This is a genomic window from Cellulomonas flavigena DSM 20109 (genome assembly GCF_000092865.1).
Classification (GTDB): domain Bacteria; phylum Actinomycetota; class Actinomycetes; order Actinomycetales; family Cellulomonadaceae; genus Cellulomonas; species Cellulomonas flavigena.
Map to the genome: position 1 here is coordinate 1,392,157 of NC_014151.1, position 22,451 is coordinate 1,414,607.

Annotated in this window: 20 protein-coding genes; 19 read left to right on the plus strand and 1 reads right to left on the minus strand. The window is 73.6% G+C overall.

All coding sequences use genetic code 11. From position 1 onward, the window contains the following. Positions 1-114 precede the first annotated feature (114 nt). From smpB to CFLA_RS06305, 5 genes are all read left to right on the plus strand, one after another. Positions 115-591, plus strand: a complete 477-nt coding sequence (smpB, locus tag CFLA_RS06285) for an SsrA-binding protein SmpB (RefSeq protein ID WP_013116481.1) — start codon at positions 115-117, stop codon at positions 589-591. A gap of 50 nt (positions 592-641) precedes the next feature. After that, positions 642-2,546 carry a DUF2207 domain-containing protein gene (locus CFLA_RS06290; RefSeq protein WP_245530309.1) on the plus strand — a complete coding sequence of 635 codons (1,905 nt, stop codon included), beginning with the start codon at positions 642-644 and terminating at the stop codon, positions 2,544-2,546. A gap of 88 nt (positions 2,547-2,634) precedes the next feature. Next, complete coding sequence (locus CFLA_RS06295; RefSeq protein WP_013116483.1) at positions 2,635-4,308, plus strand: RecQ family ATP-dependent DNA helicase; 1,674 nt, start codon at positions 2,635-2,637, stop codon at positions 4,306-4,308. Positions 4,309-4,388: 80 nt separating this feature from the next. Beyond that, positions 4,389-4,625: a DUF6480 family protein gene (locus CFLA_RS06300; RefSeq protein ID WP_013116484.1), complete on the plus strand. Its 237-nt coding sequence runs from the start codon at positions 4,389-4,391 to the stop codon at positions 4,623-4,625. A 69-nt stretch (positions 4,626-4,694) separates the two neighbouring features. Next, positions 4,695-5,471 carry a YwiC-like family protein gene (locus CFLA_RS06305; protein WP_043598854.1) on the plus strand — a complete coding sequence of 259 codons (777 nt, stop codon included), beginning with the start codon at positions 4,695-4,697 and terminating at the stop codon, positions 5,469-5,471. A gap of 38 nt (positions 5,472-5,509) precedes the next feature. On the opposite strand, the gene CFLA_RS06310 is transcribed toward CFLA_RS06305, so the two are convergent. After that, a complete protein-coding gene (locus tag CFLA_RS06310) occupies positions 5,510-6,571 on the minus strand; it encodes an ATP-dependent DNA ligase (protein WP_043598856.1) in 1,062 nt (353 codons plus the stop codon). Positions 6,572-6,986: 415 nt separating this feature from the next. On the opposite strand from CFLA_RS06310, the gene CFLA_RS06315 reads away from it, so the two are divergent. The 14 genes from CFLA_RS06315 to CFLA_RS06385 all read left to right on the plus strand — a co-directional run bounded on the left by CFLA_RS06315 (position 6,987) and on the right by CFLA_RS06385 (position 22,449). Further along, positions 6,987-10,706, plus strand: a complete 3,720-nt coding sequence (locus CFLA_RS06315; RefSeq protein WP_187291335.1) for an ALF repeat-containing protein — start codon at positions 6,987-6,989, stop codon at positions 10,704-10,706. Between the two features lie 62 nt (positions 10,707-10,768). Further along, positions 10,769-11,128: a hypothetical protein gene (locus tag CFLA_RS06320; protein WP_245530310.1), complete on the plus strand. Its 360-nt coding sequence runs from the start codon at positions 10,769-10,771 to the stop codon at positions 11,126-11,128. Between the two features lie 128 nt (positions 11,129-11,256). Beyond that, positions 11,257-11,745, plus strand: a complete 489-nt coding sequence (locus tag CFLA_RS18940; RefSeq protein ID WP_052302691.1) for a hypothetical protein — start codon at positions 11,257-11,259, stop codon at positions 11,743-11,745. A 91-nt stretch (positions 11,746-11,836) separates the two neighbouring features. Beyond that, positions 11,837-12,106, plus strand: coding sequence for a hypothetical protein (locus tag CFLA_RS06330; RefSeq protein ID WP_013116490.1), 270 nt, complete (start codon positions 11,837-11,839; stop codon positions 12,104-12,106). A 100-nt stretch (positions 12,107-12,206) separates the two neighbouring features. Next, the gene (locus CFLA_RS18945; protein WP_013116491.1) at positions 12,207-13,793 is read left to right on the plus strand and encodes a S1 family peptidase; all 1,587 of its coding nucleotides are present in this window, start codon (positions 12,207-12,209) and stop codon (positions 13,791-13,793) included. A 65-nt stretch (positions 13,794-13,858) separates the two neighbouring features. Further along, positions 13,859-14,938, plus strand: coding sequence for a S1 family peptidase (locus tag CFLA_RS06345; protein WP_013116492.1), 1,080 nt, complete (start codon positions 13,859-13,861; stop codon positions 14,936-14,938). A 183-nt stretch (positions 14,939-15,121) separates the two neighbouring features. After that, complete coding sequence (locus CFLA_RS20415; protein ID WP_187291336.1) at positions 15,122-15,283, plus strand: hypothetical protein; 162 nt, start codon at positions 15,122-15,124, stop codon at positions 15,281-15,283. Between the two features lie 26 nt (positions 15,284-15,309). Continuing rightward, positions 15,310-16,743: a DUF4214 domain-containing protein gene (locus tag CFLA_RS18950; RefSeq protein ID WP_013116494.1), complete on the plus strand. Its 1,434-nt coding sequence runs from the start codon at positions 15,310-15,312 to the stop codon at positions 16,741-16,743. 178 nt (positions 16,744-16,921) lie between these two features. Beyond that, complete coding sequence (locus CFLA_RS18955; RefSeq protein ID WP_013116495.1) at positions 16,922-18,412, plus strand: trypsin-like serine protease; 1,491 nt, start codon at positions 16,922-16,924, stop codon at positions 18,410-18,412. Positions 18,413-18,519: 107 nt separating this feature from the next. Then, a complete protein-coding gene (locus tag CFLA_RS06360) occupies positions 18,520-19,836 on the plus strand; it encodes an ISL3 family transposase (RefSeq protein ID WP_013116496.1) in 1,317 nt (438 codons plus the stop codon). Further along, positions 19,833-20,021, plus strand: coding sequence for a hypothetical protein (locus CFLA_RS06365; RefSeq protein WP_013116497.1), 189 nt, complete (start codon positions 19,833-19,835; stop codon positions 20,019-20,021). Before CFLA_RS06360 ends, CFLA_RS06365 begins: the two co-directional genes overlap by 4 nt. 303 nt (positions 20,022-20,324) lie before the next feature. Then, positions 20,325-20,756: a hypothetical protein gene (locus CFLA_RS06370; RefSeq protein ID WP_245530311.1), complete on the plus strand. Its 432-nt coding sequence runs from the start codon at positions 20,325-20,327 to the stop codon at positions 20,754-20,756. A gap of 529 nt (positions 20,757-21,285) precedes the next feature. Beyond that, entirely contained in the window at positions 21,286-21,516 is a 231-nt protein-coding gene (locus tag CFLA_RS06380) for a hypothetical protein (protein ID WP_013116500.1), read from the plus strand. A 114-nt stretch (positions 21,517-21,630) separates the two neighbouring features. Further along, a complete protein-coding gene (locus CFLA_RS06385; protein ID WP_013116501.1) occupies positions 21,631-22,449 on the plus strand; it encodes a hypothetical protein in 819 nt (272 codons plus the stop codon). The last annotated feature ends 2 nt before the right edge of the window (positions 22,450-22,451 follow it).

A 22,451-nucleotide genomic window follows, 5' to 3' on the forward strand; every position in this document is an offset into this window, starting at 1 on the left:
GCGCCGCGCCGGTAGGCTCGTGCCCGGCCGACGCCCGTCGTGCCGTGCCCCGCAGGGGTGACCACCTCGGCCGCGTGACGCGCGCCGACCAGCAGCAGAACGGAGGGCCGTGTCGTGGCGAAGGCGAAGGCCGACGGCCGCACGATGGTCGCCGCCAACCGCAAGGCCCGGCACGACTACCTCATCCAGGACGTGCTCGAGGCCGGGCTCGTCCTGACGGGCACCGAGGTCAAGGCGCTGCGCGCCGGGCGTGCGTCGCTCGTCGACGGCTGGGCCGAGATCGACGGCGGCGAGGCGTGGCTGCACGGCGTGCACATCCCCGAGTACTCCCAGGGCACGTGGACCAACCACGCACCGCGTCGCAAGCGCAAGCTGCTGCTGCACCGCGAGGAGATCGAGCGCCTCGACGCGAAGACGCGCGAGAAGGGGCACACCATCGTGCCGCTCGCGCTGTACTTCCTCGGCGGGCGCGCCAAGGTCGAGATCGCGCTGGCGGTCGGCAAGAAGGACTGGGACAAGCGGCAGGCCCTGCGCGAGCGGCAGGACAACCTCGAGGCCCAGCGCGCGATCCGCGAGCGCCGCGACCGGTGAGCACCGCGCCGCACGTCGTGCCGCCTCGCCCGTCCGATACCGATCCCGCGGTGCTGAGCGCCGTGCGCCGGCTGGGCGTCACGGCGCTCGTCGTGCTGCTGGCCCTCGGCGTGCTGCTGCTCGCACCGCGCGAGGCGCTCGGCGCGCCGCCCGCGGCCTTCGCCGCGGGCACCCCCGGCGACCTCGTCAGCGGGCGGGAGATCACCCGGTACGAGGTCACGGCGGACGTCGCCGTCGACGGCACCGTCGCCCTGCGCCTCGAGCTCGACTTCGACTTCGGCGACGACCCGGGTCACGGACCCTACCTCTCGTTCCCCACGCGCGTGTCGTACGACGACGACCGGGACCGGTTCTTCGAGTACCGCGACGTCACCGCGTCCAGCCCGACGGGCGCTCCCGCGCAGGTGAACCGTGAGGACCAGTCGTCGGCCGTCGTGCTCCGGATCGGGGACCCGGACGTCGGCGACGTCGCGGGCGTGCAGACGTACGTGGTCGAGATGACGGTCGACGGGTGGCTCAACCCCGCGAACGAGCAGCACTCCGGTGACGAGCTGTACTGGAACGTCATCGGGCCGGGCTGGGAGATCCCGCTGTCCGACGTCTCGGTGACGGTGACCGGGCCTGCGGACGTCGAGGGCGCCGTGTGCTTCGTCGGGCCGTACGGTTCCACCACGCCCTGCGACGACGCGACGACACGGGACACCGGCGCCACGTTCACGCAGGACGTCGTCGTGGTCGGCGACCAGCTCACCACCGTCACCGGGTGGCCCGGCGGCACGTTCCCCGGCGTCGAGCCGATCCTGCGGGACAAGCCCGACCCGACCCTGCCGCTGCGGCCGGTGAGTGCCGGCGGTGCGGGCGCCGCGGGCGTCGCGCTGGTCGGCGGTGCGCTCGCGGTCGCGCGCGTGCGCCGCACCGGTCGTGACCGCGCCTACCTCGGCCTGACGCCGGGGCTGCGCCCCGCCTCCGGCCAGGAGACGTCCGTCGGGGCCCGCGACAAGCGGGCGCCGGTGACGGTGCAGTTCCAGCCGCCGGAGGGCACGCGCCCGGGGGAGATCGGCACCCTCGTCGACGAGAAGGCCGACGCCGTCGACGTCACGGCCACCATCATCGACCTCGCCGTGCGCGGCTGGCTGCGCATCGAGGAGGTGCCGCGCTCGAAGCCGGGCAGGAAGCCGAAGGACTGGACGCTCGTGCGCACGCGCCAGAGCACCGAGGGTCTGCTGCCGTTCGAGGCGACGCTGCTGGCCGACCTGTTCGCCACGGGCAGCCAGGTCCGGCTGTCGGCGCTGAGGACCACCTTCTCGTCGTCCCTCGCCAAGGTGCAGGGCATGATGTACGACCACGTCACGGACGTCGGGTGGTTCCGTGCGAACCCGCGCACGGTGCGGGCGTCGTGGATCGCCGTGGGCATCCTGCTGCTCGTCGCGGGTCTCGGCGGCTTCGTCGCCGGCTGGGCGGTCGGCTCGGTGCCCGGGCTCTCGTTGGTCGGCGTCGCGCTCGGACTGGTCGGGGTGCTCGTGCTCGCGCTCAGCGGCGCCGCCCCCGCGCGCACGGCGGACGGCACCGCGGTCCTCGCGCACGCGCTCGGGTTCCGGCGGTACCTGCAGGTCGCGGAGGGGGACCAGATCCGCTTCGAGGAGGGGCAGGACGTCTTCAGCCGCTACCTGCCGTACGCCATGGTCTTCGGCCTCGCCGACCGGTGGGCGCGCGTGTTCGCCGAGCTCGCCGCGCGCGGGTACGTGATCGACCAGCCGTCCTGGTACGTCGGGGCGTACCCCGCGTCGTACGGCTTCTGGGCCACGGGGTTCGCCGGGGCGATCGACCGGTTCGAGTCGATCGCGACCGCCGCGATCACCGCACCGACGCCCGGGTCGTCGGGCGACTCCGGCTTCAGCGGGGGTGGCGGGTTCTCGGGCGGGGGCGTCGGCGGCGGTGGGGGCGGCGGCTGGTGACCACCGCCTGACGCACGTTCGGCGCGCGCTCCGGCTCCGCAGCGGGTAGACCTCTCGCGGGGGATCCGCGAGCGACAGGGACGGTGGCGTGGCGACGACGACGCAGGGCACGACGGGGAGCGCGACCCGGAGGACGGCGCCGACCACGACCGGGGGCCGGGCGGGCGCGACCCTCGAGGAAGCGGTCGAGCGGGTGCTCGGCGAGGGCACCGAGCTGCGCCAGGCGCAGCGGGACGCGCTGCGCGGGCTGACCGCCCACGACACCCTGCTCGTCGCCCGCACCGGTGCCGGCAAGACGGCGGTGTACGCGATCGCGACCCTGCTGGCGGCACGGCTCACGGTGGTCGTGTCGCCGCTCATCGCGCTGCAGCGCGACCAGGAGCGTGCGCTGGCCGAGGCCGGTCTGCGGGTCGCGTCGGTGAGCTCGGCCCGCACCGCGGCACAGCAGCGCGAGGCCCTGGAGGCCGCGGCGTCCGGTGGGCTCGACGTGCTGCTCCTGGGCCCCGAGCAGCTCCAGCGGGACGTGGTGCGCGCCGCCCTGGGCGACGCCGACGTGGGCCTCGTCGTCGTCGACGAGGCGCACTGCGTGGCCGAGTGGGGTCACGACTTCCGCCCCGACTACCTGCTCGTCGGCGGCGTCGTGCAGCAGCTCGGCGCACCGCGCGTGCTCGCGCTCACGGCGACCGCGTCGACGCACGTCCGTGACGAGATCGTCGGACGCCTGGGCATGCGCGACGCGCGGGTCCTCGTGCACGACGCCGACCGCCCCAACATCTGGCTCGGCGCGCGGTACGTCGCGACGCAGGACGAGCGGGACGCCGTCGTGCGGGACCTCGTGGCCGAGGAGCCCGGCGCCGTCGTGGTCTACGCCCGCACCCGCGCGCACTGCGAGCAGCTCGCCGCACTCATCGCCGAGGTGCGGCCCGCGAGCGTCTACCACGCCGGGCTGCCGGCCGCGGAGCGTGCCCGGGTGCAGGACCGGTTCCTCGGGGGTGAGGACCAGCTGGTGGTGGCGACGTCCGCGTTCGGCATGGGCGTCGACCGGCCGGACGTGCGCCTCGTCGTCCACGCCGGGGCGCCCGCGACGCTCGACCAGTACTACCAGGAGGTCGGACGGGCGGGGCGCGACGAGGAGCCGGCGCGTGGTGTCGTCGTCGTGCGCGCCGAGGACCACGCGCTGTCGCGCTACCAGCGGGCGAGCGGGGGGCCGCGTCCGGCGACCCTGCGCCGCGTGCTCGCCGCGCTCGCGGAGGAACCGGGGGACGTGGCCGCGCTGGTGTCGCGCACGGGCCTGGGCCGGCGGACGGTCGCGCGGGCCGTCGGGACGCTGCAGCACGTCGCGGCGGTGCGCGACGACGGCGGTCGTCTGCGGCTTGTCGAGGGGGTCGTGGTGCGTCGCGTCCTCGCCGACGTGCAGGAGGCCGGTGAGCGCCGGGCGCGGCTCGAGACGTCACGCGTCGAGCTGGTCCGCACGTACACCGACACCACCGACTGCCGACGGCGGCTGCTGCTCGAGCTGCTGGGCGAGGAGCGGCGCGACACGTGCGAGCGGTGCGACAGCTGCGAGGCGGGGACGTCGCTCACCGTGTCGCGGCAGCGGCTGCGGTCCGGCCAGCAGGTGGAGCATCGGGAGTTCGGGCCGGGCACCGTGAGCGTCGTCGAGGCCGAGCGCGTCACGGTGCTCTTCGAGGACCGCGGCTACGTCACGCTCGACACGCAGATCGCGCTGGACTCCGAGCTGCTCACGCTCGCGGCCTCCTGACCGGCACGGACGTCTCAGCGGTTGCCGAGGCACGCTGCGGCACGCACCGTGGAGGACCACGACGCACAGGAGGTGGGTGGATGAGCACGCCGACGAGTCCCGACCCGGACCCGTCCACCACACCCGGGCTCGAGCCCGGGGGTGGGGTCGCGCCCGGGGACACGCCACCGGGGGAGTCGTCGACGTCCGGTGCGTCGGACCGCCAGCCGGCGACGGGATCGCGGGGGGCGAACTGGGCGGCCTACCTGGTCATCGGCGGGGTCGTGGTCGTCGCCGCGCTGTTCTTCGTCGGGTACGCGATCGGGCTCGCGGACTAGGAGGTCGCGCGCGCGGCCCGGACCTCGGACCCATCGTCACCGGGGTCGGGCGGGTCTAGGCTGCGCCGCGTGACGACGACGTCGGCCCCGGCACCCCGCGTGCGACGTCGACGGCCCCCGCCCGGGTGGGTGCCGCGGCAGCACGGCGCGTGGGCGATGCTCGTGGTCCCGCCCGTGGTCGGCGGGATCGTCGGCGGCTGGTCGTGGCGGCACGTCCTGCTGCTGGTCGCGTGGCTCGTGGGGTACCTCGCGTACCACGCGGCGGGGCTCTGGCTGCGGTCGGGACGCAAGCCGCGGTACCGGCGTCCGGTGCTCGTGTACGGCGGCGTCGGTCTCGCGCTGCTGGCCGTGCTGCTCGTGGTGGCGCCGCGGCTCCTCGTGTGGGCCCCGGTCTTCGCGCCGCTCCTCGTCGCGAGCCTCGTCGCGTCGCTGCGGCGCGCGGACCGCTCGTGGTTCAACGACACCGTCACCGTGACGGCGGCGGCGCTGCTGACGCCGGTCGCCGCGGTGCTCGGCACAGGTACGCCACGGGCGGTCGACGTCTGGGCGGCCACCGGTGTGCTGCTCGCCTACTTCCTCGGCACCGTGCCCTACGTGAAGTCCCTGATCCGCGAGCGGGACGACCCCCGCGTGCGGCAGGTGTCCGTGGCGTACCACGTGCTGGTCGCCGCGGTGCTGGCGGCCGTGCACCCCGTGCTCGGGGCGGTCGGCGTGCTGCTGGCCGTGCGCGCCGCCGTCGTGCCGTGGCGGTGGCCGCGGGCGCGACCCGCGGTGATCGGCGCGGGGGAGGTCGTGGCGACGGTCCTGGTGACGGCGGCGCTGCTCGCGGTCGTCCCCCTGGCCTGAGCGGGGCGTACGGGGCGGGCGGGCCGCGGACGAGTCGCTCAGCCGCCGAGGACGTCCGCGAGGTCGTAGCCGACAGGCTCGTCGAGTTGCTCGTAGGTGCACGTGCGCGGGTCGCGGTCGGTGCGCCAGCGGCGGAACTGCGCCGTGTGCCGGAACCGGTCGCCCTCCATGTGGTCGTACGCGACCTCGACGACGAGCTCGGGGCGCAGCGGCACGAACGACAGGTCCTTGGTGGCGTTCCACCGGCTCACCGCGCCGGGCAGGCGGTTGTCGGCGTGCGCCTGCTGGTCGGCCCACGCGCCCCACGGGTGGTCGGCCAGGTCGACGTCCCGGTAGGGCGCGAGGTCGTCGAGCAGCGTGCGGCGCCGTGCCATGGGGAACGACGCGCTGACCCCGACGTGCTGCAGGCGGCCCTCGTCGTTCCACAGGCCGAGCAGCAGCGACCCGACGACGTCGCCGGTCTTGTGCCAGCGGAACCCGGCGACCACGCAGTCGGCAGTGCGCTCGTGCTTGATCTTGAACATCGCGCGCTTGTCCGGCTGGTACGGCGCGTCCAGGGGCTTGGCGACGACGCCGTCGAGGCCGGCGCCCTCGAACTGCGTGAACCAGCGCTGTGCCTCGGCCATGTCGCCGGTCGCGCGCGTGACGTGGACCGGGGGACGGGCGCCGGCGAGGGCCTCGACGAGCCGGGCGCGGCGCTCGGAGAACGGGCGGCCCGTGAGGTCGTCGTCGCCCAGCGCCAGGAGGTCGAATGCGACGAACGACGCCGGGGTCTGCCCGGCCAGCAGCTTCACGCGGCTGGCCGCGGGGTGGATGCGCTGCTGGAGCGCGTCGAAGTCGAGGCGGTCGCCCGTGACGACGACGATCTCCCCGTCGAGCACGCAGCGCTCCGGCAGGTTCTCCTTGAGCGCCTCGACGAGCTCGGGGAAGTACCGCGTCATCGGCTTGCCGTTGCGGCTGCCCAGCTCCACGTCGTCCTCGTCGCGGAAGACGATCGTGCGGAAGCCGTCCCACTTCGGCTCGACGTGGCCGGTGTCGGGGATCTCCTTGACCGACTTCGCCAGCATCGGCGCGACGGGCGGCATCACGGGCAGGTCCATGAGGCCATCGTCGGGTACGGCACCGACGGGCGCACGAGATGACCGGAGCCGCACCTGGCAGGCCGTGGGCCGGCCGACGCAGCCCCGGCTCCCGGCGCTCGTGATCGGCTGTCTCTCTGTCTCTCTGTGTCACGTGTCCGAATCACCACCTTCGTGATGGTCTAGACGCTAGGCTCCCCGACGAGAGGTATGCCTCGTACGTGCAGCGAGGCGACGGCGGTTCCGCCGTTCGCCGAGGTGTGTGGCGGCGCGCACCGGGCTGCCCTGCAGCGCGACCCGTCGGCGGGTGTGCTGCGGCTTCCTCGTGTCGTCCCACGGGCGGGTGTCCCTCGGTCGAGCAGGGGCGACGGGTCGGCACCGGGATGACCGGGGCGGCCCCAAGGGGGATGGTGTGGCGCGATCAGGTCGTCGGTCGGTGCTGTCTGCTGTGGTGGCGGTGACGCTGGGAGCAACGCTGGGGGGCACGTCCACCGCGTACGCCGCCGGCACGGACGGCGGGTCGGCCGAGGTCGACCGCAGCAGGGTCGTGCTGCTCGTCCAGGCCGGGACGCCTCAGGTGGCTCGCGAGGCCGCGGCCGCCGCGGTGGGCTCGGACGCCGACGTGGAGGCGTTCCTCGAGACCGGGTACGACGAAGCGCTCGCGGTCGACTACCGGAGCGCCGCCCAGTCCCTGGGTGCCACGGGCGGACCGGCGATGCGCGCGGCGGCCAACCGAGCGTTGGCCGGGTCCGACGACGACGTGCGGGGCTTCGTCCAGGAGGGCTTCCGTACTGCCTGGGAGACCGACGAGGAGCTCAGGGTCGTGCGCGCCATGGCGGCGGGCGGACCCGTGACCCAGCAGGCTGCGGAGAAGGCGCTCGACGGCGACGCGCTGGCGTGGTCCGAGTTCCTGAGCACCGGACTGGCCAGGGCGCGGCACGCCGACAACGAGATCCGCGCGTCGCGGATGCTGACGGGCGGACCCGAGAACAGCGGACCCGCGCTGGCGGCGGCCGCTGAGGTGGCTCTGGAGGGCTCACCGGAGCAGCTCGAGGAGTTCCTCCAGCACGGTCAGCACGTCGCGCGTGCGCGGGACGCGGAGATGGCGACCGTCGCCGGTCTGACCGAGCAGGCGCGCGCGGCGAGCGAGGACACCGCGACCCACTCGGGCGAGGCGACAGCGGCGTCGTCGCGGGCGGTGGCCGCGGCCGCCAACGCGAAGAAGTCCGCTCAGGAGGCTCTCGCGCAGGCGCAGGCCGCGGGCGGCGCCGCGGAAGGTGCCTCCGCGGCCGCCGGGCGCGCCGAGGACGCGGCCATCGCCGCGCAGAGCGCGGCAGGAGAGGCCTCGTCCGCGTCGAGCGCCGCGTTGCGGGCGGCACAGACGGCCGCCGAGGGGGCACGGAAGGCGACCGCCGCCGCGTCGCTGACGGCTCAGGCGGCAGCAGCCGCCCAGGCTGCGGCCGCCGCTGCGCGGACGGACCGCGACAGGGCCGCGGCCGCCCGTACCGCGGCAGAGGCGGCCGACGCGGCGGCCGCGCGGATCAAGACGCTCGTCGGGATCCGCAAGGAGCGCGACGCCTCGATCGCTGCGGCTCGCGCGGCCGCCGAGGCGGCGGTCGGTGCCAGCCAGGACGCCGACGCCGCGGCGGAGGCGGCGGACCGGGCTGCGCGGCAGTCGGGCGTGTCGGTCAGCCAGGCCAAGCGCACCCGGCAGGCCGCGGCCGAGGCGCGCGCCCGCGCGGCCGCTGCTGCAGCCGCGGCGGTGCGGAGCCTGCAGTTCGCCGAGCAGGCGGCAGCCGCGGGCGACCAGGCGTTCGAGTTCGCACGTCAGGCCGGCGAGCACGCCGCGGCAGCAGCGGCCGCCGCGAAGGACGCGGCGGACCACGCGGGCGAGACGGCGACGGCTGCCGCGGAGTCGGCGACGCACGCGGAGGACGCGACGAAGGCGTCGAAGCTCGCGGTCGACGCCGCGGAGCAGGCCGTCGTCGTGGAGCAGCTGGCGCGTCAGGCCGACGCGGCCAGGCTCGAGGAAGCGATCGACGCCGGCCTCGTGGCCGCGCGCAACGCCGCTGCGGCCGAGAAGGCTTCCGGGGAATCGGGCGGCGAGATGCTCGCGTGGGATCGCAGCCTGCGGTGGGACACGCCCGAGGACGACCGGGTACCTGCCGCCACGCGGGCGCTGCTCGACGAGGCGACCGCGGAGGACGCGACGAGCGCGACCGTCCTGCAGCAGGGCCGACTGGCCGCCATGGACCTCCTGAGCACGGGAGGTGAGTGGACGGCGGCGGCAGCCGCGGACGCGCTGGCCGGCGACGAGGCCGTCCTGCGCTCGTGGCTCGACGCGGGACGCGCCGCCGCGGCCGACCAGGACGACCGCGTGCGGCTGTGGCGTCTCATCGACACACTGCCCGACGGTCAGCAGAGGAAGGCGGCGCTCACGGCCGTCAACGGTGAGGACGGGGCTGCTGCGACGTTCCTGCGGACCCGTGCCTACCCGCGCAAGGTCCTCGACGACGAGCGCGCGTTGGCGAGGATCCTGGACGCGGACCCCGGTCCGATGCTGTACGAGGCGACCCAGAGGGTCCTCGAGGGCACGCCGGCGCAGATGCACGAGTTCCTGCGGACGGGTCAGTACGTGGCGCGGGCGGCAGACATGGAGATCGAGGCCGCGCGTGTCCTCGAGGAGGGCGGCCCCGAGGTGAAGGCCGCCGCGCAGGTCGCACTCGAAGGCCCCCGCTCGGGACTGTCGTACTTCCTCGCGGTCGGCCAGTTCGAGGCTGCGCAGCGTGACCTCGAGCAGGCTGCACACGTCGAGGCGGTCCGTGCCCTCGTCGCCCAGGCGCAGGAGTACGCGCAGCGAGCTCTCGCCGATGCGGCGGAGGCGCGTCGGGTGGCGGCCGACGCCGCGAAGGCGACCGGCGAGGCCGCGGCGGCTGCGGAGCAGGCACGCTCGGCGGCGGCCCAGGCGGCGACCTACGCACAGCAGGCCGCGACATCGGCGTCCGCTGCGCGCGCGTCGGCGGAGAAGGCGGCCGTCTCGGCGCAGACCGCGGTCGCCGCGGCGGCGCAGGCGGGTGCGAGCGCGCAGAGCGCGGCACGTTCCGCAGTGACGGCGACGAAGGCCGCGGAGCGGGCCGTCACCGACGCAGCGACGGCTCAGATGGCGAAGGAGTCGGCCCGTGTAGCTGCGCGCGACGCGGGACTCGACGCGACAGCTGCGGAGAACGCAGCCCGTTCGGTCTGGACCAACTACGTCAAGCAGCTCAAGCAGGACGAGGTCGCGATCCGCAACCTCGCCCAGGGCTCGTCGCCCACAGGTGTCGGGACGGCGAGCTCCTACCACCGGTACTGGATGTGTCTGAGCCCCACCGGTCAGCCGACGGAGTCCTCCGTGGCGTGCACCAACGGCTTCACGACCTTCGGAACCGTCCTGGTGGACTGGGTGACCTGCGGCAGCCCGGCGTCGCGGGACTACATCAAGTGCTACCCCGTCCAGCCCGAGCTGCGGGGGGGCCTGGCCACGCACATCGCGTTCGAGCAGATGAACGACTGGTTGGGAACGGCGAAGGCCGACGAGTTCACCGAGATCGGTACGTCCAACCGCAAGCTCCTCAACGAGGTCACCCCGATGGTCCTCCGGGCGATGGCGGGGTCGGGCTTCAAGCCGGGCAACGTCACGCTCGGAAGCCTTGCGGGTCTTGTCGGCCAGAAGGAGTCGTACGAACTCGCGACCATCATGGTGGGGCACCCGAAGGGCACCCTGGTCGCGCAGATGCTGCGGGACATGAACGCGACGTTCTGCGACGGGTGCGAGTGGGACGCCAAGGTGGAGCTCGCCCAACGTCTCGGCGTCCACACCCGAGAGGACTCCTGGGTCGCGATGCCGGATGGCTCCGAGCTGTACTACGACGTCTTCGGGAACGTCCAGTACGGCGTGATGATGAGCAGGTTCGGGTTCAGCCTGGAGAGCGCGGTGCTCGCGTCGCACGGGCCGGACGCCGGGAACGCGGACCCGAAGGACGACGTGGCCATCCAGCTCGGCTACGAGATCGCCGACGCCTACGACGCCGGGATGACGGTCCAGGAGTTCGCGAAGTGGCTGAACAGCCCGGAGATCCGCAGTCGGCTCGAAGCAGCCGAGAAGTGGCGGCCGTGATGGGGCGTCCAGCCCGGGGCCGGCGGCGAGCGCTCGTGTGGAGCGCGGCCACGCTCTGCCTCGTGACCGCAGGGTGCACGCAGGACACCCCCCCGTCAGTGCCGACCGGCGCGCTCTGGGAAGGGGACGACGGCGAGTCGATGCGACTCGAGCCCGGTGGCGTCGGAGTCGTCGAGGGCCTCCCGTACGACACGGGCTCCGCATGTGACCCCACGCGCTTCGGGACCATGTCGGGCGACGTCGCGTGGGAAGAGATCGAGGGCGGCGAGCTCACCCTGCGCCAGGGAGACCTGGAGGTCGCCGTCTCGGCGAGTCGGGGGCCGTTCGCCGGCGACGTGATCTGGCGGGATGTCCGTGTGCGCCCGTGCGGGCGGGAATCGGTCGAGGAGACGGTCGAGATGAGCAGGAACTACAGCCAGTGAACCTCACGGCTCTCGACACGGCCGCCAGGCGGTGTCCGACGGGCTCGGGTGCAGGAGACACGACGGAGGATGCAGTGAAGCGAGTAGTTGCTGTGGTGGGTGCCGCGATTGCGGTCGTCGGTGGGGCAATGGTCGTCGCGTCGGGTGCGCCGGCGGCGGTCGCGGACTCCGAGGTGCAGGGGTCGCTCGTCGAGGACTTCGCGTACCCCGGTGCGGACCAGATCCTGAGCGAGCACGGGCTCAAGGTCGTCTCGGGGGACGGGCACATCCAGTACGTCCCCGGGCCGGACGACCGGGTGTGTGATGCGGACCAGATCCGGGTACGGGGGGCGGTCCCCGGGAGCGACACGACCCGCAACTACTGCTTCGAGACGACGGGCTCGCGCGGGTTCCTCGTGCTCGAGATCCCCCACACCTTCATGGTGCGGGCCGGAGCGGACGACGTGGTCGCGACGGCGGTGATCCCCCCGGAGGTGACCGGCGAGAAGCCGACCGAGGAGGTCGTCGAGATCCCCGCGAACCGTCAGCGGCCCATCAGCCCCGGGGTTGACGACGAGGTGCTGCCGCAGGCGGTGCTGGTGGAGCTGCGCTTCGGGGACTGGGGCGACGGTGCCTGAGGTCGCTGCCGCAGTGCGCGGCGCGAGCACGACGGCGCGTGCGACGAGGGTACGGACGGTCGCTGTCCTGACCGACGGTGGCGACGCCTCCGTGAAGGAGGGCGGGATCGGCGCCGGGTGGGTCAAGGTGGCCGGCGGCGTGAAGCAGCTCGTGCTGTCCGGCAACCGCATCGGTGTGCTGACCCACGGCGGCGTCGCCTCCGTCAAGGAGGGGGGCCTCGGGGCGGGCTGGGTCGTCCAGCATGGCGGCGCGCGGTCGCTGGTGCTCTCAGGAAATCGCATCGGCGCAGTGACCGGTGTCGGTGTCGCACTCGTCAAGGAGGGCGCCCTGAACGCCGAGTGGAGCAGCGTCTGGCGGTAGTGCCGGCCGGAGCGCACGAGCACTCGTGCGCGCACGGGTCGGAAGTGTCCGGGCTGGATGAGCACCGCGGGGGTCGTCCCGGGGTGGGAGGAGCGAGTACGTGAATCAGGTCGACGGACGTAGGTGGAGGGCTGCCCGGGCAGTCATCGCTCTGATGGCGCTGACGGCGGTCGCGGCGCCCGCGCACGCGGTGCAGGGCGTCGTGCCCGGGGCGGCCGCAGCGGCGGCGACCGTGCGCCTCGAGATCGCGGGTCACCCCGACGCGGTGCCCGGGGAGACGCGGGAGCGGGCGTGCTCGGGGGCGCTGGTCGCCGCGTCGTGGGTGATCACGGCAGCGTCGTGCTTCGCGGACGCGTCCGGCGCGGCGGTGACGGCCGGCGCGCCGCGCTGGGCGACGACGGCGACGGTGGGGCGCCCTGACCTGACGGCGACGACCGGGCAGGTGCTCAAGGTGGACCGGCTCGTGCCGCACCCCGACCGCGACGTCGTCCTGGCGCACCTGGCGTCGACGGTGACCACCACGACTCCGTTGGCGGTCGCGACGACGCCGCCGGCGGTCGGCGAGACGCTGACGGTCGCCGGGTACGGCCGTACCGCCGACGCCGTCGTCCCCGACACCGTGCACGCCGCGGCGTACTCGGTGGCGTCGGTCGGCGACAGGGCTCTCGACATCGTGCCGGCGCAGGACGATGCCGCAATCTGCAAGGGCGACGCGGGTGGCCCGGCGCTGCGTGCGACGGCGAGTGGGGGAGTGGAGCTCGTCGCAATCCATCACACCGCCTACCAGGGCGGCTGCCTCGGGTCGGTGAGCACCCGCAGGGAGGCCACCGAGACGCGCGTCGACGACCTCCGCGACTGGGTCGGGCAGGTCACCGCACCGACGCAGCACCTGGCGCTCGGCGGAGGTCGTGTCGGCGTCGTGACCGACGCACGCAAGGCGATCGTCGCCGACGGGCTCACGGGCAGCTGGACGACGGTGCACGACGACGCCGCGCAGGTCGTCCTCGACGGCACGCGCATCGGCGTACTGACGTCGGACGGCGTCGCTCTCGTGAAGGACGGGGGCATCACGGCCCCGTTCGTCCGCGTCGCCGGTGGCGTGCAGCAGCTCGTGCTGTCCGGCGACCGCATCGGTGTGCTGACGGACGGCGGGGACGCCTCTGTGAAGGAGGGGCCGGTCAACGCCGGGTGGGTCAAGGTGTCAGGGGGCGTGAAGCAGCTCGTGCTGTCCGGCGACCGGATCGGCGTGCTGACCCACGGCGGCGACGCCTCTGTGAAGGAGGGGCCGGTCAACGCCGGATGGGTCAAGGTGTCAGGGGGCGTGAAGCAGCTCGTGCTGTCCGGCAACCGCATCGGCGTGCTGTCTGACGGCGGCGAAGCCTCCGTGAAGGAGGGCGGTCTGGGTGCCGGCTGGGTCGCCGAGCACGGCGGCGTGCGCGACCTCGCGCTGTCGGGTGACCGGATCGGTGTGCTGACGAACGGGCGTGACGCCCTGGTGAAGGAGGGCGACCTGCGAGCGGGATGGGTCGTCGAGTACGGCGGTGTGCAGTCGATGGTGCTCTCGGGCAACCGCATCGGTGTGGTCACCGGTGACGGTGCCGCACTCGTCAAGGAGGGCGCGCTGAACGCCGGCTGGACCAGCGTCTGGGGGAAGTGCCACCAGGGGCCGTGCAGCACGTCGGGGTGAGTCGGAAGAGGCCTGCCGGACGAGCGCAGCTGCGCTCGTCCGGCAGGAGAGTCAGGAGCGTGCGCATGAGCGAGAGCATCGGTAGAAGTGGACATGGTCAACGGGTGGGGCTGGTGGCGCTCGCCGCTCTGGTCGCGCTGACAGCGGTCGAGGCGCCGGCACGGGCGGTGCAGGGTTCGGTGACTGAGCCTGCCGCAGCGGCCGCGACGGTGCGTCTCGAGATCGCCGGTGACCCCAGTGCGGCGCCCGGGCAGACGCGGGAGCGGGCGTGCTCGGGTGCGTTGGTTGCTGCGTCGTGGGTGATGACCGCGGCGTCGTGCTTTGCCGACGCGTCGGGCGTGGTCCCGGCGGGTGCGCCGGTGTGGGCGACGACGGCCACGGTCGGGCGGCCGGACCTGACGGCAACGTCGGGCCAGGTGGTGAAAATCGACCGCCTGGTTTCGCACCCCGACCGCGACGTGGTCCTGGCGCATCTCGCGACCGGGGTGAGCGGGACGGCTCCGGTGCCGGTCGCCACGACGGCCCCGGTGGTCGGCGAGACACTGACGGTCAGCGGCTACGGGCGCACCAAGGACGCTGTCGTCCCCCGCGCGGTGCATGCCGCGCCCTACACGGTCGCGTCGGTCCTGGACGTCGCGTTCGACATCACGCCCGCGCAGGACGACGCGGGCATCTGCAAGGGCGATGCGGGTGGACCCGCGCTCCGCACCACGGGAAGTGGTGGGGTCGAGCTCGTCGCGATCCACCACACCGCCTACCAGGGCGGGTGCCTCGGCTCGGCGAGCACGCGGCGGGACGCGACCGAGACCCGCGTCGACGACCTGAGGCCGTGGGTCCTGCAGGTCACTGCACCGAAGCCGGGTGACGACGGATTCCAGAGCGCCTACGTGGCCTCGCTCTATCGCGACCTCTACACGGTCAACGGTGGTCGCGTGTGGGAGGCGGCGTCGAACAACGGGTGGAGGAACCAGGACTCGCAGGTCCCGGCACCCGGGGCGATCGCAGCCATGACGGCGCGGGGCGTGAAGTACATCTACACGGTCAACGGCGGCCAGGTGTGGGAGGCCGCGTCGAACGACGGCTGGACCAACCGCAGCTCCCTGGTCACGACAGCCGGCCCGCTGGCTGTCGCAGTCCTGGACTAGACCGAGGCCACGGCCGTCGGGTGCGCGGTGGGACGCGCACCCGACGGCCGTCCGGCGTGCGTGAGGGCCCGGAGGGGCCGTGCTGAGCCGAGAGGTGTGGACGCGGTGCGTCGTGCAGGGGTCGTAGCAGGGTGGGCATGTGCCCTGGCAGCGGCGACGGGGCCGGCGACGGCCGTGGTGCCGGTGGCGTACGCGGCGGCGGGAGAGGTCGCGCCCGGGGCGGTGGCGGACGCCACCGTACGTATCGAGATCGCCGGTGACCCCGCCGGAGGAACCGTGCAGGAGCTGCTCGTGCGGCTGGCGGTCAGCGGTGAGTTTCGCAACGGACGGGTGTGGGCGCTGTGACGCGCGCCGGCCAGGAGGGACGGGACGTGAGGATCGACGAGAAGGAGGGGCGTCCCATGGGGTGCCGGAAGCAGATGGGCGCGCTGGTCGCGGTCGTGGCGGCGCTCGCGGCGGTGGCGCCGCCGGCGCACGCCGCGCAGGGCGTGGTCCCGAGCGGTGCCGTCGCGGGCGCGACGGTGAAGATCGAGATGGCCGGGAACCCCGACGCGGCGCCCGGGGAGACGCGGGAGCGGGCGTGCTCGGGTGCGCTCGTAGCCGCGTCATGGGTCCTCACAGCGGCGTCGTGCTTCGCGGACGCCGGCGGGAAGGTGTCGTTCGACGCGCCGCCGTGGCCGACGACCGCGACGGTGGGGCGGCCGGACCTGACGGCGACGTCGGGGAAGGTCGCCACGGTCGACCGGCTCGTCCCGCACCCCGTCCGCGACGTCGTCATGGTGCGCCTGGCGTCGAAGGTGACCACGGCCCCCGTGGTCGTCGCCACGACCCCGCCGGCGGTCGGCGACACGCTGACCGTGGCCGGGTTCGGCCGCACGGCCGACGCGGTGGTCCCCGACACGGTGCACGCCGCCGCGTACACGGTCGAGGCGCTCGGCGACGGCGTGGTCGACATCGCGCCCGCGCAGGACGACGCCGCGATCTGCAAGGGCGACGCCGGCGGCCCGGCGCTGCGCGCGACGGACACGGGTGGCGTCGAGCTCGTCGCCATCCACCACACCGCCTACCAGGGCGGCTGCCTCGGCGCCGCCGGAACGCGGCGTGACGCCACAGAGACCCGGGTGGACGACCTCGGCCGCTGGATCGCGGCGGCGATGGCGCCCAAGCCCGGTGAGTCCGGCTTCACCGAGGCGTACGTCGCCACCCTGTACCGCGACGTCCTGAAGCGGGAGGCCGGATCCGGCAACATCGCTCACTGGGCGACGAGGCTCGACCAGGGCGAGACGCTGCGGGACATCACCGTCGGCATCGTCGACTCGCTCTCGTGGCGCCGCGTCTTCGTCACCGACACGTACGTCACGCTCCTCGGGCGCCAGCCCACCGACACGCAACGGGACATCTGGGTCTCGCGCTACGACGGCGGCATGGACACGTTCGCGATCACGCACCACTTCGTCAGCACGGCGGAGTACTACGCGCGCGCCGGGTCGACCGACACCGGGCTCGTCCAGGCCCTGCACCGCGACCTGCTGGGCCGTGACGCCACCGCGGTCGAGCTCACCCACTGGACGGACCGCGCCGCCCAGCAGGGACGGACCGCCGTGCTCCAGGAGTTCGTGCACTCCGACGAGTACCGCGACCGGGTCGTCGACCAGGCCGACCAGCAGATGCTCGGCCGCTCGCCCGACCCGAACCACCTCCGCAGCTTCGGCGACATGCTGCAGGAAGGCGGCGACATCCCGGACCTCCTCGTGCGGCTGGCCGTCACCAGCGAGTACCGCATCGGGCGGGTGTGGGGACCGTGACGGCCTCGCACAGGCAACGACCGTCGGGTCGCTGGAGGGATCAAGCGGCCGCTGACGACGCGCTGTGGGAGACGCTCGAGGGCCGGACCGTCGTCGACGTCCAGGCGCGCGGCGAACGGGTGGGAGTTCCGTGACGTGCTCACCGCAAGTGGATCTCTCTGACGAGGAAGGGCTCAGCATGAGGCGCAGGATGCAGGGGGGCGCGCTGGTCGCGTCGTTGGCGCTCGGGGTGGCGGTGTCGGTGGCTCCCGCCGCGCACGCGGTGGAGGGGGAGGGCGTGACCGGCCCGGCCGCCGCGGCGACCGTCAGACTGGAGGTCGCAGGCGACCCGGACACGCCACCGGGACAGGTGCGGGAGCGGGCGTGCTCGGGCGTGCGGATCTCCGAGCGGTGGGTCCTGTCGGCCGCGTCGTGCGTCGCGCCCGTCGCCGGCGGACCCGCGGTCCTGGGTGCGCCGCGGTCGGCGGTCACCGCCACGATCGGCCGCGCTGATCTGACGACGACCGCCGGGCACGTGGTGGCCGCCGACCTCCTCGTGCCGCACCCGGACCGCGACGTCGTGCTGGTGCGTCTCGCCCAGGCCGTCGAGGATGTCACGCCGGCGGCGGTCGCCACGACACCGCCGGCCGCGGGGGACGAGCTCACGGTCACCGGGTACGGGCGGACCGCCGACGCGATCGTGCCGGACACCGTGCGAGCCGCGACCTACACAGTTGCGGCTGTCGGTGGCACCAGCCTCGACATCACCGCGGCGGCATCCGGCGCCACGATCTGCAAGGGCGACGCCGGTGGTCCGGCCCTGCGCGCCACGTCGAACGGCGTCGAGGTCGTCGCTCTGCATCACACGGCCTACCAGGGCGGGTGCCTCGGCGCGACCAGCACCCGCCAGGAGGCCACCGAGACCCGCGTCGACGACCTCGGGGCGTGGATCAGCGGGCACACGACGAAGCCGGCGAAGGTCTGCGCCGGCCCGTCCGTCCCCGCGGCGGCGACCGGGTTCAGCAACGGGCAGTTCATCCGGACGCCCGACGGTGCCATCTACGTCGTCGCCGGTGGCGCCAAGTACCACCTGACACCGAGCGAGTGGCAGGCCATCGGGCCGCGCGGGGTGACCGAGGTCAGCCAGGCCGCGGCGGCGAAGCTCGGGTCCGTCCCGGCGGACGGCACGGTGCTGCGTGACCACACGACCGGGGCGGTGCACCAGATCTTCAGCGGCACGCGTCAGGGGGTGCGCAGCATGACGGAGCACGCCGCCATCGGGAGCCCCGCGTGGGTCGACGTGCCGCCGGGCTTCATCGCCAAGGCCGTCGACAAGGCGCCGGCAGGCCCCGTGCTGCTGCGCAACCCCGAGACCGGTGCGATCTGGCAGGTCATCGGCTGCTCGCGGTACCCGGTCGCGAACACCACCGAGCTGCAGGAGATCGGTGCGCTGCACTACAACGTGCACCCGCGAGTCATCTCCCGGGTGCCTACGGGCATCCCCACCGAGCCGGTCATCGTGCGCACGCCGCGCAACGGGGCGGTCTACCAGGTCGTCGGTGGCGCGGCGCATCACCTCTCCGCGGCAGACTACGCCGCGATCGGGTCGCCGCGCTTTACGAACGTGCCGGACAACTTCATGAAGCGCATTACGGCGACCGTTCCCGGCTCTTCCCAGTTGAGGGTGTAGCCGGCGGCCAGGCGGCGCGAGGGACGGGCGGCGCGTCGGTGCCCGGGTAGAGGTCGAGGTCTCCCGAGGATGGAAGTTCTCACACAGCCATCCAGGAAGACCTCGACGTGCCTGACGCTACCTTCACGACCCCTGACCTGACGACGTTCTGCCGCCTCGACGAGCTCGGTCTCGTGGTCGTGGGCCAGCACCTGGAAACTGACCGGGCGGTGCTCGCTTGCCGCGTCCAGGAGGACGAGGCGGCGCGCTGGTGCCGGCGTTGCGGCTGCGAAGGCGGCCCGCGGGACACCGTGACCCGACGGTTGGCGCACGAGCCGCTGGGCTGGCGCCCGACGACCCTGCTGGTCACGATCCGCCGCTACAAGTGCACCGGTTGCGGGCACGTCTGGCGCCAGGACACCAGCCGCGCCGCCGAACCGCGCGCCAAACTGTCCCGGACCGCCCTGCGGTGGGCTCTGGTCGGGCTGGTCTGCCAGCACCTGACCGTCGCCCGCCTCGCCCAGGCTCTGGCGGTGTCGTGGGACACCGCCAACGACGCCGTCCTGGCCGAGGGCGCACGCGTCCTGCTCGAGGACCCGGCCCGCTTCGAGGGCGTGAAGGTCATCGGCGTCGACGAGCACGTGTGGCAACACACCCGCCGCGGGGAGAAGTACGTCACGGTCATCATCGACCTGACCCCGGCCCGCGACCGGACCGGGCCCTCGCGACTGCTGGCGATGGTCGAAGGCCGCTCGAAGCAGGCGTTCAAGACCTGGCTCGCCGAGCGTCCGCAGTCCTGGCGCGACGCTCTGCAAGTCGTGGCGATGGACGGGTTCACCGGCTTCAAGACCGCCACCACCGAGGAGCTGCCCGAGGCGACCTGCGTGATGGATCCCTTCCACGTGGTCCGCCTGGCCGGGGACGCGCTGGACCGCTGCCGGCGCCGGGTCCAGCAGGACCTGCACGGTCACCGCGGCCGCGCCGGTGACCCGCTCTACCGCGCCCGGCGGACCCTGCACACCGGTGCCGACCTGCTCACCGACCGGCAACGCCAGCGCCTGACGGCGCTGTTCGAGAACGAGGACCACGTGCAGGTCGAGGCGACCTGGGGCATCTACCAGCGCATGGTCGGCGCCTATCGAGAGCCCGACCGCGCCCGCGGCAAGCAGCTCATGACCCAGTTGATCGAGTCCGTCACGACCGGCGTCCCGGCCGCCCTGATCGAGCTCCGCACGCTCGGGCGGACCCTGAAGAAGCGGGCCGCCGACGTCCTGGCCTACTTCGAGCGACCCGGCACCAGCAACGGACCCACCGAGGCCATGAACGGACGCCTCGAACACCTGCGCGGCTCGGCCCTCGGCTTCCGCAACATCGCGAACTACATCGCCCGCAGCCTGCTCGAGACCGGCGGCTTCAGACAGCGACTACACCCTGGATTGGGATGAGCCCCGTTCCCGAGGGCCCGATCGTGCTGCGGGACGTCGCCTCGAAGCAGAAGTGGGAGGTCGCAGGCGGTACCAAGCGGCCACTGACCGACGCACAGTGGAAGAACCTGGAGGACCAGACGTACGTCGACGTCCCGACCCGGTGGCTCGAGCGCATCCCCACGGTGGAGGCGACGTCGCAGTGACACCTGCGCGAGAACGATGACCTCGTTGCTGCGCGCGACCTCCTCGACGTCGCCTGCGACGTCGAGGAGGTCGCGCGAGCGGGGCGACTAGCGAGATCAGCGGGGCGGAGGTGGTCCGGCGGATGCGGTCGGCGGCCAACCGGGCCCTCGTCCGACGACGACGTCAGCCGCTTCGTCCAGGAGGGCGTCCGGCTACGAGATCGCCGGCCAGCGCTCCGCAGAAATGACCGCCCAGCAGTTCACGCAGTGGCTGAACGGCTCGGCGACGCGCGGCAGGCTGCAGGCGGTCGGCACGTGACGGCCGTGAGCCGGCGCCCGGGTCGAGCCCCGCAGCGTGTGGTTGTCGCGGGCGTCATGGCGGCGTCGCTCTGCCTGGTCGCCGCGGGATGCGTGGAGCAGGAGGCGCCGTCGGTGCCGGTCGGAGAGCTCTGGGAGGGTGACGACGGCGAGTCGGTGCGTCTCGACGCCGGTGGTGTCGGAGTCGTCGAGGCGATCCCCTACGGGGCGGGCGACGCCTGTGACCCCGAGGACTTCCGCACGATGTCCGGCGACATCGAGTGGGAGGTGGTCGACGACGGAGAGGTGGTCCTTCGCCAGGGCGATGCCGAGGTCGACCTCCGGGCGGACCGGGGAGGTTTCGGCCCCGACATCATCTGGCGCGACGTCTTCGTCGGTCCGTGCGGTGACGCGTCGGGCGACCACGCCATCGAGCTGACCATGAACGAGTACGGATGAGCATCGACAGTGACGCTCCCTGACGGCCCGCAAGTACATCCTCATTTCGCACGCGAACACGGTTTGGACCCTGAATGGAAATGTCTCAAGCGAAAGGATGGGCGCTCAGGTGCCCAGAATGCGGCGAGGGATTTCTCGAGCCCCTCATGACGGAGTCCGGGCGTGTCGTCCTGTTCTGCGACGTCGCGGCGGAGGTGTGGCTGCATCCCGCAGACGTGGCTTTCGGGAAAGCGGTGATCTCAACGTATCCGTCCTGGGAGGTCGTCGAGGGCGTCCATGTGATGCCCGGTACGACCAGGTGGGCGGAGCCTGAGGAGATCCCTGTGGACTGGTGGGTCGCGGGGAGAAGCAATGAGTACTGGGCGGGAGACTGACAAAGTGGCTGCCTCCGTGGTCCGCGGGCCGGCGACGGGCGAGGCCGCCGCTCCCGGCACGGATCCGGCGCACCTCGCCGTCGAGCACGATCTCCTGCCCGAGCTGCGGGACCTCCGGGACTTCCGGTGTCGACGTCGAGCAGACCGACCTCGGCATGCCGCTCCTGCATCACGCGATCGACGTCGAGATCGACTCCCACGTGCAGTCCGGCGAGCCGCTGCACGTCGACGCCACGGCGTTGCTGCTGGCCAGGGGAGCGGACCCGCTCAGGGCGGCGGGCCTCCCGGCGGAGTCCGCGCTGGACATGGCCCGACGCCGGGGGCACTGGCTGGCCGTCGAGCTCATCGAGGCCCAGCTGGCCGCCCGGGGAGGCGCGACCGGGTGAACCACCGCGGCATCTCCGTCGACCCGTGACGTGTCGCGGCGCTACCTTCACGAGCCGCGTCGCACCCGACGCTGGGACGTCGGCGACACGCGTCGACAGCACCAGGAGGGCACCGTGCGGTTCGTCCGCGAAGGGAACGAGTTCCTGCCGCGAGGTGGTGACCTGCTCGCGGACTTCCACGTCACGATCGAGGCCGACCTGCGGATCCTCGACGGCTTCGTGCGCGCGGTCGAGCATGACCTCGTCGCCGAGGGGCTCGACGCCGACCGGATCCTCGGTCGCACGGTCGAGGCACCCACCACGGTCGAGCCGGTCTGGATCTGCCCGTGCGGCGGCGGGCCGGTCGTCGTCGCCGTACGCCCCGCCGGCGGCGAGGAGTTCGGGATGTGCCGGACGTGCGCCGGGATCTACGACGACGTCGACCGGGGTGGCAGCTTCGGGTGGGCTGCGAGCAGCCGGCCCCAGGGCCCCGCCGGACTGACGGGGTGTCACGTTCGGGGGAGAGGCGCTCAAGTCGTCGGGTGCGTCTGTCGACGTCGTGGCATGTCATCACCGAGGGACGTGCCGTCCTCGCCCACGGGGCGGGTGCCGCTGTGGGTCCGGGACGACCCGGCGGGCGCCGCCGGTCGTCACGGCTGGCGGCTGCCCACCGTCCCGCTCCACGTGCTCAATGACGGGCCGCGACCGGTGGGGTCGCGTCGACGTCGGCCGCCGGCAGGGGCACGCCGCCGCCCGCCGCTGCCGCAGGTGACGTCGCTCCCGGACGTTCCGTACGTCCTGCCGCGGCGCCCGGCGGCGCCCGCGCCGGCACCGCGCACCGTCCCGGTGCCACGCGCGACCACCTCACCCCGGTGGGCCGGCCGTGCGCTGTCGGTGGTGCTCGGGGTCGCGGTCGGGGCGGTCGCCGTCGCGGCGCGCGCCCTGGGTGCCTGAGG

Excerpts from the sequence above, each read along its gene's own strand:
- CFLA_RS06300 (WP_013116484.1), top strand. The coding sequence starts at position 4,389 with ATGAGCACGCCGACGAGTCCCGACCCGGACCCGTCCACCACACCCGGG.
- CFLA_RS06310 (WP_043598856.1), bottom strand. The coding sequence starts at position 6,571 with ATGGACCTGCCCGTGATGCCGCCCGTCGCGCCGATGCTGGCGAAGTCG.
- CFLA_RS18940 (WP_052302691.1), top strand. The coding sequence starts at position 11,257 with ATGGTCGTCGCGTCGGGTGCGCCGGCGGCGGTCGCGGACTCCGAGGTG.
- CFLA_RS06345 (WP_013116492.1), top strand. The coding sequence starts at position 13,859 with ATGAGCGAGAGCATCGGTAGAAGTGGACATGGTCAACGGGTGGGGCTG.
- CFLA_RS18955 (WP_013116495.1), top strand. The coding sequence starts at position 16,922 with ATGAGGCGCAGGATGCAGGGGGGCGCGCTGGTCGCGTCGTTGGCGCTC.
- CFLA_RS06365 (WP_013116497.1), top strand. The coding sequence starts at position 19,833 with ATGAGCCCCGTTCCCGAGGGCCCGATCGTGCTGCGGGACGTCGCCTCG.
- CFLA_RS06380 (WP_013116500.1), top strand. The coding sequence starts at position 21,286 with ATGCCGCTCCTGCATCACGCGATCGACGTCGAGATCGACTCCCACGTG.